A 12,812-nucleotide genomic window follows, 5' to 3' on the forward strand; every position below is an offset into this window, starting at 1 on the left:
CCCGCTTTCCAACATTCATTTAACGCCAAGCAGCGCGACAGACGCCGCGGCACCCGAACAAAGATGGTTTGAACAACAACAAGTCCTACCGGGGAGACAACATGGGCGCCAACACACAGCGCAGGCTCACTGCAATCTGTCTCGGCGCCATGATGCTGGTGCCATGGGGAATGGCGCACGGCGCCATGGAGGATGCGCTGCTGAGCGCGGAACCGGTGGTTCCGGCGGCGCGGGGGTTTTACGCGGAAGCGGCCTATGACGGAGGTGGCCATTACCAGGGCGGGCATTTCCGCACGGGATACAAGCTGTCGCCCGCGTGGTCGCTGGAGGCAGGCTACTGGCGGCGGCACGTCACCTATGGCGACGATTCCGCCGGTATCGACAGCTGGCTGGCGTCCACCAGCTATGGCCTGGTCACGACGCCCGATGCAGGCAGGAAGCTGACCTTGCGCCTGTCCGCGTGGGGCAACTACACCGGCAGCCTCAGCAAGAGTGGCTCCGCCTCGTCCGGCAAGTTCAGCGATTTCACCATCGCGCACCCGAACGACACACAAGTGCAGGCCGACGTGATCTACACCGGCCAGCCCTGGACCAACCACTTCCTGACGGGCTTCCTGAGCGCCGGCTACAGCTGGGTTCGCGCCGGCGATATCCAGGGCACGCTGAAACAGGGCTCCTGCCTGTACAACGTCAGGGTCGGCGCCGACAACATGGCCATCGGCACGCTGGCGGCGCCGTGCCGGGTCGGCCGCGCCACCATCTCCAACGGCGGCTTCCGCATGAACGCCGGGCAGATCGGCCTGGACGCAGGCGATGGCTTCAACGACGACGGCGCATTCATCGGCGCTGGTGGCTCATGGCGGTGGCGCTATGGCGCGTGGAGCCTGGTGGCCGGCTACCACGCGCAATACTTCTTCCGTGAACTGGACGACCGCTATACCGCCTATGGCGCGCCCAAGTCGCAGTTCAACCAGACCATCCTGCTGCAGGCGTCATACGCGATCAACCGCTACGTCGACGTATTCGTGCGCGGCCAGGGCGCGCAGAACAGCCTGATGGGATATGTGCCGATGCTCTACAACCCGGTCACGGCGAGCAAGCTCGACCGGTCATTTGCGTTGTTCTCGATCGGGTTGCGCATCAGCGGGTTCTAGCGGCCGGTTCTGCCAGCCGATTCTGGCGCGCGCTGGTCAGCGGCGATGCAGGCGTACCCGGACGCCGTTGCCGGACCGGATCGTCACGCGCCCGACCACCTTCGGCACATGGCCAGGATCCGCTTCAACACGATAACGGCGCACGATGCTGGCAAGGATCAGCACCGCTTCCTGCGTGGCGTAGGCAGCGCCGATGCACACCCGCGGCCCCTTGCTGAACGGGATATACGCGCACTTCGACGACTCCTTGCCGGCTTGCGTATCGAAGCGGTCGGGATCGAACTCGTCCGGCCGTTCCCACAGCGTACGATGCCGATGCAGCAGCCACGGCGAAATCAGGATCGGCGAGCCCTCCTTCACCGACTTGTCGCGGATGCATTGCGACTGCGCCGCCTCGCGCACGAAGAACCCGACCGGCGGATACAGCCGCAGCGTCTCGCGGAACACATTGCCGACCGCCGGCAGGCTCTTGATATCGCTCAGCTCGAAATCGCGCTCACCGACTGCCTCCTGGATCTCCGCAAGCATCTTGTCCTGCAGATGCGGGCATTGCGAGATCAGGTAAAGCGCCCACGTCAGCGCACTGGCCGACGTCTCGTGGCCGGCCAGGAACAGCATGCACACCTGGTCCACCAGCTCTTCATAGGTGAAGCGGTCGCCGTTGACAGGATCGACCGCGTCCATCATGCCGGCCAGGATGTCCTGCTTTGCGCTCCCCCGCCCGCTGTCTCGCTCCGCCAGTCGCCGCGCAATGATCTCCGACAGGATCACACGGATCTTCCTGGCCGCGCGCTTGCTCTTCCACGCGGAGATCACCGGAGGCAGCCGATAGATCATCAGGATCATTGCCCGCTGCGCGTGATGCTGGAACTCCAGGAACGCGTCGTAGATCTCCTTCGCCGCTGACTCCTCCAGGTTCTCCGACAGGATCGTCCGGAAAATGATGTCCGCGGTCACGTACGTCATCTCGCCGTCAACCTCATACGACCGCCCGTCCGCCACCGCATCCAGCCGCCGGGTCATGCCCGCCACCGAATCGGCCATCAGCGAAAACACCAGCTTCAGACGCGCCTGCGCGAACGCCGGCTCCACCAGCCGCCGCTGCCGCTCCCACACCCTGCCGTTGGTCGTGAAAATGCTGGTGCCCAGCAGCGGCTCCAGCATCCGGTGCATCAGCTTGTGCTTGGGATATTCATGCGTATCGCCCAGGATCTTACGCACCCAGTCGGCATCGTTCACCATGAAAATGTCCATGCCGGGCTGCGAGATCTTGCCCATCTTCATCGAATAGCTGCGCTCGAACAGCACATCGATCCACGAATTCCAGCCACGCAGGAAGCGCAACAGGAACGAACTCTTGCGCGTATGCGGCTTGGGGTAAGGCGGCTGGAAATTCATTGCAATGGAGGCGAAATCAATAAGGCTGGACGCGGCTCGGACCGGCCGTCATCCGGAAATAGTCGTACTCATTCGGCAATGCGCTTGCCATCAGGTACTGGAAATGCAGGCGCTGCTTGCTGCGCTTCATGCGCGCGTAGTCCTGCTTGCTGAACATGCGGAAGGGGCGCACTACCTGCTGGATCGGGCGGCCGACCTTGGCGCCCTTGATACCGGAAATGTCGAGCGGATTCGCTTGCGAGAAGCACAGCGAATCGGCGCGCGCGTTCATGTCGAGCCATTGCATGTCTCGCTCTTCGGCGAGACGCTTGAGGTCCTGATGGAAGGGCTTGGCCGAAGGCATCAGGCTGAGCAGCGGAATGCACTGGCCGAGGGTGATCAGCGTCACGCGGCGACGCTGCGCGGGCGCCAGCGCATCCGTCAGCTTCGCTGCCAGCGCGACGCTGACGATCGAGCCAACGCTGTGGCCAACCACCAATGCTTCATCGCAGTCCGATGCCTCCAGGTCCTTCCGGATCCAGTCAGCAAAGGTATCGATTCGTGCCTTGATATCCTCCGGCTCCCGCTCGCCCCACCCCTGCACGAAGCGATAGATCTGTAGGAGCCAGAAGACCGCCAGCCGGTTCGCCAGCGCAACACCACCACTAAACAGCGCGGCGGCCGCAGCAACTCCTCCCGCCAACGCGAACCACGCATTGCCGCCTGCGGCCGACAGCAGCGCCTTGACCCCGATGCCACAAGCTGCCGACAGCAGCACCAGCAGCAACAGGAAAATCAGCGGATACAGGGCACTGTAGAAAGGCCCGCGGAATGTATTGCTGAGCCGGCCAAAAGCGCCACATCCGATATAGCGCGCATACCTGCCCAACGTCGAGAACACCAATCTGGGCAAGCTGGATTCCCAATGCTTGCGCACGAGATCGTCCCAATGCAGGAACTGGTATTGCGTGGACACCGCATGGCCATCCCACTCGCCATCCACGCTCCAAGCACTCACATGCTCACCCAGCCGCGACCGCTTGCCGACGGAAATCTCGCCACCATGGTGGACCGCTTGCTTGTCCGATTCCTCACGATACAAGCGGTGATAGTAGGCCGCGCCGCGAGGGTCGAAACCGCTGACGTAATAGACCTTGCGGTGCTTTACTTCGCTGGACCTGGCCGGCGAGCGCATTTCTTGAACCACTGCACTCATCACTGCGTCCGGTGGTGCAGCTTCTTCTTCAGCACCAGATCCACCACCGGCTGCTCACGCTTGTTTGCCCGGCGGCAGTGGTCCTGCTGGAATTTGTCGGTAAACCAGATAATGAAGCGCGCCCACCAGCGGTGTTGCTCGCGCCACGCATGCGATGAAACGGATTCCCAGGCATAGCCGTTAAACAGCGTCGCATTGACAAAATGGTCCAACGCCCGCACCCCGGCACGGCCACGTTCGGTCTTGCCGAAGAAGCCGATGTAGACGATCAGGAGGTATCCGAGGACGGCTAGCGGGACGATAAAGACCATCAGCAGGAAGCCGGCGATGCGTTCTCTCATGGGGGCGGGGGCGGTGGTATGAAGGCGCGTTCGGGCCGGGGGCAAGCGAAGCAATTACAGGTCACACCCTGTAACCTCGTGCTGAACTGTGTAAGTCAGGCGCGCAATAGTATAGCCACAGTCAGCACCTCTATACGCCGGTAAACAAGCAGCTTCGAGAAGTCGTGGAGGGCATTGTTCGCATTGTTGTACTTTTGAAACACTATAACGGGACATGGTTTTCCCCAACCGAAGGCATATGGCACCACTAGCGCACCGGTATGAGGGTTTCATCTAATTCAAGTCGCGCACGCGAAGACCGTTATATACAACAATACAACGTCAACGGACGATAAAGGACACGCATGCTGGCTCTCAGCCTTGCTTTACTGGCATTTATCGCATTTGCCGCTGTAGCGATTGCCTCCGCCGCAGCCGATTGGCAGGATGACCATATATAGCAAAATGCTCAGGGTGCCAATATGATAGGTCACCAACCCGCAATGGGATGCGCCAATTCATCGCCGTAAAGTCGCGCGCCTTCCAAACCTGCTTTCACATCACATTCTTTCAAAACAATGGAATCTGGTGCCGGAAACGGGCGGGCCCTCGCCCCAGATAGAATGTCTGCCGTCAATTGAGGCTGTCTGCCCGTCCTCAATGTCGCAATGTGCCAATGAGACCAAGCCTCCCAATATGCTAGACGCTGAGGTGAAATCCCGCTATCAGAGTATCCAGTTGCCTCCGCAGTCATCAACGACCCTTCTCGGTGAGAACCGAACGCAAGGGGCTGCCTTACACGATGTACAGCAGCAGACCCAAAAGCCAAGCGAAGTCTTGCAAGGAACTCGCTATCCGCACCCGTTCGCACGTTGTCCCACATCCCGGCCTTCTGATGCACCTTATCCCTTCGGAACAACGGCGACGATGGATTGATCCGTGCCAGTGGATGCACTTGCCGCGAGAAAAACACGCCATCGTCTTGAAGACGAATCCAGTTCGATGTCGTTGCGACTAGACGCTCGTCTTCCAAAAGCGGCTTCACCTGTCGCTCAATCTTTGATGGATGCGACCAGTCATCGGAGTCATGACAGGTGACGAACGTCCCTTTCGCGCGGGAAAGCCCGATGTTTTTCGCTAAGTAAGTTCCCCCATTACGTTCGAGCTGAATGAACTTAACCCGATTGTCACGGCGCGCCCAGGATTGGACAATTTCTGACGTACCATCACGGCTCGCATCATCAATCACAATCAATTCGAGATTTTGATAGCTTTGCTTAAGAACTGATGCGATTGCCACAGCCGCTCTATCACCGGTTTCGAAAGTTGTCATCAGTACAGTGACCAGAGGACCATCGACGTGAGCCAAAGGCTCTGCAGCTTTCAGGTTCCCAGGAGCGGGCGGCTTATCGACGTTTCGTAAGACCAGAGAAGGCACATTAAAAGTCCCTAAATAGGCATTCAACCGTGACAGTCGCTTCGCCGGCTCCTCTGCTAAAGCATTTGACATATGCAGATGCAATTCTGGGTATTGTCCTTGACGGCCCTCTGCAAGAGCAGAAGTCAGAAGACGCTGCGCAGCTTCCGATCGATTTGTCCGAAGCAGCAACGCCGCCTTCAACGACCAAGCGTTGACATCTGATTCGAGGAGCTCGAGCGCGAATTCTGGCAGATAAGGTGCCATAGCCGCCGCCAAAGCCGGCAACTGGGCGGCACAATCATCTCTACGCAACAGCACCCGCCCGCACTCCTCTGCCTTCTTTCTGTGTCCGCAAGCAGCAAACGACACCGCCTGGGCAAAGATTCCTTGCCAGGAATGATCGGCAGGCTCGTGGGAGATCACCGAGGCGTACATGCCGAGGCGGTAGTATGACCACAGCCTCCATCCGTTCGCCCGCTTGCCCTCTACATTCATATGCGCGAGTGCGTACGCAAACCTTCTCTTGCGCAGATGCCACAGTGAAAGCAAGCGATTCAACATCCAAAAATCCACTCAGAAATCACCACCAAAAAGATCCCGCGTATACACTCGATCCTCGATCTCTCGAATTTCATCCGTCAATCGGTTGGCAACGATGATATCAGCCTCGCGCTTGAATGCCGCGAGATCATTGACGACTCGGGAATGGAAAAAGTCGGGATCCTTCAGTACTGGCTCATATACGATCACTTCAATGCCCTTGGCCTTGATACGCTTCATGATGCCTTGGACAGACGAAGCCCTGAAGTTGTCCGACCCCGATTTCATGATCAAACGATAAATTCCGACCACCTTTGGCTTGCGCCGAAGAATATCCTCCGCGACAAAGTCCTTCCGCGTACGATTAGCCTCAACAATCGCGTTAATCAAGTTCTGAGGGACATCACTATAGTTCGCCAACAGCTGTTTTGTATCTTTCGGCAGACAATATCCCCCATATCCAAACGAAGGATTGTTGTAGTGGACACCGATTCTGGGATCTAGACATACGCCCTCGATGATCTGACGCGTGTCAAGGCCATGCACCTTGGCATAAGTATCGAGTTCATTGAAATAAGCCACACGCATTGCAAGAAACGTGTTTGCAAAAAGCTTTATCGCCTCCGCTTCGGTACTGTCCGTCAGAAGCACCTCCACATCTTTTTTAAGGGCTCCTTCGACTAAAAGATCGGCGAACTGACGCGCTCTGCTCGACCGCTCTCCCACAACAATGCGGCTGGGGTGAAGGTTATCGTGAAGAGCCTTACCTTCCCTCAAAAACTCAGGCGAAAAAATAAGATTGTCGCAGCCAATTTCCCCTCGCATCCGCTCTGTAAAGCCAACCGGTACCGTCGACTTAATTACCATAACGGCATCGGGGTTGATCGCAATAACATCCCGAATTACCGACTCAACCGATTTCGTATTAAAGTAATTAGTTTCCGGATCATAATCGGTTGGAGTCGCAATAATCACGAAATCCGCGTCACCGTAAGCCTTTTTCTTATCCAGGGTAGCGCGCAGCGACAAGCTCTTCGTAGCAAGATAGTGCTCAATATCAGAATCCGAAATCGGCGAAATTCTGTCATTCAGTTGAGCAACCCTTGTCGCATCAATATCTAGCGCCACCACCTTGTGATTCTGCGAAAGAAGCACTGCATTAGACAAGCCTACGTAACCCGTACCGGCAATCGCAATTTTTAACATGTTTCAAACGTAAAAAAGCAAACATCTTTCGCAAAGTGGCTCACCACATGACCCGAACCTAAGCAATCGAAAGTCAGCCCAACGGTTAATCTTGGAATCTGGAAGATTCAAATGCTTTGCAGACGCGGTCGTGCTTCAATTCCAGATACCGTGGCACAACCTTCATTGGATACTTTTGCAGCGAACGGGTTGAACAGTCCAATGCCTCCTGATACAACCCAAGCTTCATTAGACCTTCCGCCGCAAAATAAAGCGCCTCAAAATCCAGAACCTCGGCATTATCAGAAATCACATTCAACAGTCTTGTTCTTTCATCTTCTATAATATTCGAAACCGGAATATGTCGTAATCTATTAAGAAACACTTTATCATCGAACTGGTATACAGCGGCACACGCAACTCTCAAACGGCCAATATCGCTATCAGCGCCGCGACAGGATCTTTCGACGAATTCCTTAAACTCCTGTACTTTCACCAGCGCACGAGCAACATCATGCAACGCGAATGGAACTTCAAGCGTGTGAAATTGCGCACCAACGCCCGCAGACAGCAGTCGCTCAACGTGCAAAGCATCCTGTGCATGCCGCGCGTCATAAAAAATATAAGAATCGCAACGGACATCGCGCAAATTCTCTATTTCGTCAAACTGCAGCTCAACTTTTTTTCGCTCAGCCTCCCACCTAGTTTCCTCGGGAATTACTGCATCACTAATAAATATCTGTGGCGCAATTGCTATTGATCGGCTAGCGCGAAACAGCGAGGAGAAATGTAAGCTACCATATCCTCCCATTGAACTACCATAACAAACAATGCCGCGAGCGGTGTCGGCCGCAATCTCCTTTACACGTTCTGCAATTGCGCGCAACCCGTCTGTATGCCACCAGTGATTTCGATGCTGGACAATAAAAATTGCCGGCATCCGGCGAGAGTGAAAAAAACCTGGGCCAAAGGGCGTACCATTTCCCTTCAGATTCCACGCAGAAAAGCTCACCACGAGGTGATCACACTCACCTCCCCACACAAATTCGTTAGCAAATGCACTCGCGTCTGCGTGCGCAAATATCAGCCCAAGATCACTCACGTCAACACCATCAATTCAAATACTCAAAGCGCAATAAGTTGAGAAAAATAGTCCCTACTCATACTTTGGTTGGCCGATATTCCAAATATGCGGAACAAAGGCACGCCCCATTTCTTCGCCGAAATGATCCATGAACACCTTTTGCACGCCGTGCTTCGCCAGATACATCATTCGCTTCTGACCTGTCTTGCTATAAAAAAGGCTATTTGGGGAATTTTTTCGATACAAATACAGCACCCGTGGCACAATCGCTATCTTAAGGCCCTTCAGCGCTGCCTTGATATAGAACCGATAATCCACCATCGGTACAGCTCCAAAGTCGATTTCGTATCCTCCGACTGCACGGAATTTTTCCGCCCTAATAATGAAGGTACCTTTTCCGAAAAAGTTGCACGCGAAATTTGTTTCGTTGTTGCCGCCGAGGGCCAGCGACGCATATTCCACGCTAGGAAGCTGCACCCCTTTCTGATTTGCATGCTCGAACACCCCAGCAAAGCAACTTAGGACATCGACGTCCGGTTGCCGTGCGAAAGTTCGAACGTATGTCGAGAGCATCTTGACGTCGGCAAGATCGTCATCATCAAAGAAGCATATAAGAGTGCCCCGAGCGTGCTCAACTCCGAAGTTACACGCCGCGCCCTTATACCGCTTGTCATCCAATTTCAAATACTTCGCACCATACTCTTTACAAATATTCGCATTGAGTTCAGCTGCTTCGCTATTGTCATCCACAACGATTATCTCGACATCTTGATAACTCTGCCTGGCGATCGAATCAAGCGCTTGCTTTAGCAGCTCCGGGCGATCTGCCGTTGGAATGACTACAGAAACCAGAGGTCCCGACGAGATATCCGAAGTATCAGCCAAATGGGAGTAGTCCACTCTGGTCAGCAGGTCGATCCACTCCCTACGGTTATCATCCATATCAAACGAAAGACGCGCCGGCTTGCGGTTGCTTCGGCTCGAGAAATGGCTGTCGATGCGTGCCGCTAAATCCGTGTGATCGCCAGCTTTGCAAAATACGTCAGCGTGGTGCTCGTCGGCCACGAGCTCTTTGATCCCAGGAATATCGGAGACAACGAAATCCACTGATTCCAGAATTGACTCCACCACCACGCAGGATGATGTCTCACCCAATGTTGGAAATACACACAGCCCCTTGACTCGGCGCGCGAAATCGAAAATCAATGCCGGTTTAGTATCAAAGACAAAGTGCGGGACGACGCCGATCGCACCTAAACGTTCGCAGACGTAATCTTTGGCATCCACTCCATCAATTTTCGTCCCGTTTCCTGCGAACACGACATTGAAATCCTTCCCAGTATTTTTCAAGGTATCAATGGCGTCCATGAAAACATCAATTCCCTTCAGCCGTTCGAAACGACCATAGAAAACGACGGTATCTTTCTTCGCATCCGTAGGAAGAGATATCGGTTTGTCGCCGGCGGCAGGATCTGCCTTCGAAATTATGTTCGGTTGGATATGAATACCATTAATACCGAACTTCTCTTTGAACCAGTCGGCATAGTATTGACTGGGCGTAAACACTCTATCCGCGAGTCGTAGTGAGCTTCGCTCCATGTACATCACCGCCGACTCGGACCATGTTTGCACCTTCTTCGAGCCAAAGAAATACGACAGCTCATGATTTCCGTGAGCTGAGATGACAAGGTCAGTATTCTGGAGCATCAAGCCTTGCCTCTTGGCTACCGCACTGTAGAAGGCCAAGCCGCCGAAGTCGTGAAAGATGACTTTGTCGAAAGCCCCGTCGCGCTGCTCAAGGAAGCGAGAGATTGCGTAGGAACGCTTCATCTCGACGGAGCCATAGTCCTTCAAGTTGGTACCGAGCCCGATGAACTTTACCCCATGCTCCTCGCGAAGCACCTTCTCCCAGTGAGCAAAATTGCCCTTTGAATAATATGGATGCGCCGCATAAAGAACCGTTACCTGAGCGTTTCCCTCGCTTGCCACGGCTGCGATCATGTTAAAGAAACAAGTCGCGATACCGCCGCCAGCAGTGGGTCCTTTTAGCCCTGCTGTAACAAAAAGAAGTGACGGCCGCCACTCAGCAGCAGCTCCAATCGACGTACCTTCCGACCAGCGGCTATGACTCCACTTGATATTATCAACAAAATGAACGCGATCATGATCGACGACCAACTTCCGATATGCCTCAATAGCGCGTGCATAGTTGCCCTCCCGATACGCTGCATTTGCGATCTTTGCTAGTGAGTAAGTTGCCTGCGGATCTTCTTTAATCATTTTCAACTCTATTTTCGAATATCGCTTCCAGCCTACGCGAATGAATAAAATTCTGCTATTTAGAATTCAAATCACGTTGGATGCGAAATAGATGCCTTTTTCGCTCGAAACATTTTGATCGGAAATCCGAATTGACCTAGCTTTCCAATAATCTTTCCACATCTTGATCGCCTCTTTCTCTGCCGGCCTATTTGCGTCATCCAGGACGACGTCGATACGATGCTTCCCTAAGTGATCGAATATCTTCGGAATTGCCGGATATCTTGCGTTCTTGCAGGTCAGCTCCGGCGGCCCATCAACTAGAACGAGAATTGATAAATCGCGGCCCTCATTATGCTGTGCGATCTGGCGCAATGAGCTCGCGCAATCATAGTGAAGATACTTGGCACCGCTATCCTCGTGATCTAACAAAGGTGAATGAATCAGGTTAACGTAGCTGACTAAATCGCGCGATTTGAGTAATTTTAGTGTCTTGTCGTGATACGCCCGATCATGTTCGAAAGATACAACCCTTTTGCCGGCTGACAGCTCACCGCGATGTTCAAGACTCATCTGTGCAACCGCCCTTGCAAAAAGCACAGTCGACGTGCCGCTGCCAAACTCAATAATGAGGTCGTACTTTTCTTCATGGATCTTTCCAAGCAAGAAAATCCCCAAATCTGGACTGATGGGCCAACCGTGGAAATCGAGCGCACTATCGTCGAGCGGCAACCACCGTTGTATTCCGATGAATGCTTCAATTTGCTTTATCGAATTAGCTGTTGCATTCACCAATTCACGTTTTTGTCGCATCTCGACTTCTGCGAATAGTGCTTTTTGCTTTTCAAACTGCTCCTCGAACAGTCGGTCTGCGCTATCGTTGACATCCCCGGCAGTTAGCAACTCCATCGCCGCAGTAGTCGAATCCACTTGGGCCGCTACAACCTCTTTTAGAGCATCGACGCTCTTCTGTAGCTCGCAAATCTTGGCCGCTCCCGCATCAAGGCGTTCTACAAGCTGGTATGTTTGATTGCTGGCTTGCGTTGCTTCTCGAAGGGCGTCCAGCGCTAGTACGCGTTCAGTAAGCTGCACAACGCGCTTCAGTTCGGCTTGCTGTTGCCCCTCAGTCTCCACCAAGAGCGCCGTCTGTCTTTCCACACTAGTCTGAACAAACTTGGCAACGCTGGATGAAACGACCTCGCGTACAGCCTCGAGTGAGTTCTGGGCAAAATACCGTTCCATTGCCGCGTTAGAAACGTCCAGTTTTGAGACAATAAGCTGCTGTAGCGACTGAATGCCGTCATTCAGTTCATCTGCTTTCGTAGTGGCGACGTAAATACGCTCAGCGATCTGTCGAGATACCTCTGTCTCGCTCACCACCTTCCGCTCCCCGTCCAACTCGAGCACACGACGGGTAAGTTGAGCAATGTGGCTTTCCAAAGAAGCCACCTTATCAGTTTCCCCCTCCAACTCATGTACGCGACGGGTGAGTTGATCAATGCAGCCCTCCAGAGAGGCCACCTTGTCAGCCGCCTCCCGACTATTCGTCAAGAGTTGCTCGGTGGTGGCCGCATGCGCGTGACGCGCCTCTTCGGCCTGACTGACGCTCATGCGAATGTCGCGAACGAAAAGCGCGTGCCCGACACCAGGATGTCTTCCTGCCTGGGTCAAGACATGGATGAATCCATAGGTGGACAAAAATTCCCGGGCGTTAGTCAGGCCTACGCAGTCGTACAGAGACTCCTCTCCTTCCATCTGAACGATACGACCTACAAGGACATCGATCTGGCAGAGGCTTGATCCGTCTCCAAGTATCGACAGCATCGGCAGGCAGTCAATGACAAGCCAGTTCGGCGCGACCGCGGCATCCGCCAAGTGCTCATTTAAAGATATCCCCGAACGGCTGTCCGAGACTTCGACCGTGATATTGGGCCAAAGGTGAGCGAGTACTGCTGGGTCAAGCAGTCCACTCTCTGAACCGATATTTGCTTTATAGTAAATCGCGTGCTGCGTTCCATCTGTAATCAGTTGATGCACCACCCGGAACCCTGGCCGGTGCCCAAGATTCTTTTTCAGATATGGTAGATGTCGCTCCTCCGCCTCGACGAAGGTGATACTCAAAGCCGGACCTTGCACAAAGAACTGGACTAGCGGATCGGTACCATTGCCGGCACCGACGTAACTTACTGCCTTCGGTGCCATGACCGAAAACAGGTGCTGCAAATATGAATACAGCGACAAATCTGACATTGGTACC

Annotated in this window: 9 protein-coding genes; 1 reads left to right on the forward strand and 8 read right to left on the reverse strand. The window is 54.3% G+C overall.

Translation table 11 applies throughout. From position 1 onward, the window contains the following. Positions 1-101 precede the first annotated feature (101 nt). Positions 102-1,154 carry a hypothetical protein gene (locus VSR71_RS29980; RefSeq protein WP_342917196.1) on the forward strand — a complete coding sequence of 351 codons (1,053 nt, stop codon included), beginning with the start codon at positions 102-104 and terminating at the stop codon, positions 1,152-1,154. Positions 1,155-1,190: 36 nt separating this feature from the next. On the opposite strand, the gene VSR71_RS29985 is transcribed toward VSR71_RS29980, so the two are convergent. The 8 genes from VSR71_RS29985 to VSR71_RS30020 all read right to left on the reverse strand — a co-directional run bounded on the left by VSR71_RS29985 (position 1,191) and on the right by VSR71_RS30020 (position 12,805). After that, positions 1,191-2,552, reverse strand: coding sequence for a cytochrome P450 (locus VSR71_RS29985; RefSeq protein WP_342917197.1), 1,362 nt, complete (start codon positions 2,550-2,552; stop codon positions 1,191-1,193). 16 nt (positions 2,553-2,568) lie between these two features. Next, the gene (locus VSR71_RS29990) at positions 2,569-3,747 is read right to left on the reverse strand and encodes a hypothetical protein (RefSeq protein WP_342917198.1); all 1,179 of its coding nucleotides are present in this window, start codon (positions 3,745-3,747) and stop codon (positions 2,569-2,571) included. Further along, positions 3,747-4,088 (reverse strand): hypothetical protein, encoded by a 342-nt coding sequence (locus VSR71_RS29995; protein WP_342917199.1) that lies wholly within the window; start codon positions 4,086-4,088, stop codon positions 3,747-3,749. Before VSR71_RS29995 ends, VSR71_RS29990 begins: the two co-directional genes overlap by 1 nt. A gap of 469 nt (positions 4,089-4,557) precedes the next feature. Continuing rightward, positions 4,558-6,048 (reverse strand): glycosyltransferase family 2 protein, encoded by a 1,491-nt coding sequence (locus VSR71_RS30000; RefSeq protein ID WP_342917200.1) that lies wholly within the window; start codon positions 6,046-6,048, stop codon positions 4,558-4,560. A 12-nt stretch (positions 6,049-6,060) separates the two neighbouring features. Next, complete coding sequence (locus tag VSR71_RS30005; RefSeq protein WP_342917201.1) at positions 6,061-7,233, reverse strand: nucleotide sugar dehydrogenase; 1,173 nt, start codon at positions 7,231-7,233, stop codon at positions 6,061-6,063. Between the two features lie 85 nt (positions 7,234-7,318). Next, positions 7,319-8,314, reverse strand: coding sequence for a hypothetical protein (locus VSR71_RS30010; RefSeq protein WP_342917202.1), 996 nt, complete (start codon positions 8,312-8,314; stop codon positions 7,319-7,321). A gap of 54 nt (positions 8,315-8,368) precedes the next feature. After that, positions 8,369-10,576 (reverse strand): glycosyltransferase, encoded by a 2,208-nt coding sequence (locus VSR71_RS30015; protein ID WP_342917203.1) that lies wholly within the window; start codon positions 10,574-10,576, stop codon positions 8,369-8,371. Positions 10,577-10,642: 66 nt separating this feature from the next. After that, the gene (locus tag VSR71_RS30020; protein ID WP_342917204.1) at positions 10,643-12,805 is read right to left on the reverse strand and encodes a hypothetical protein; all 2,163 of its coding nucleotides are present in this window, start codon (positions 12,803-12,805) and stop codon (positions 10,643-10,645) included. Positions 12,806-12,812: the final 7 nt, after the last annotated feature.

Source organism: Cupriavidus oxalaticus, from assembly GCF_038900635.1.
GTDB lineage: Bacteria > Pseudomonadota > Gammaproteobacteria > Burkholderiales > Burkholderiaceae > Cupriavidus > Cupriavidus oxalaticus_B.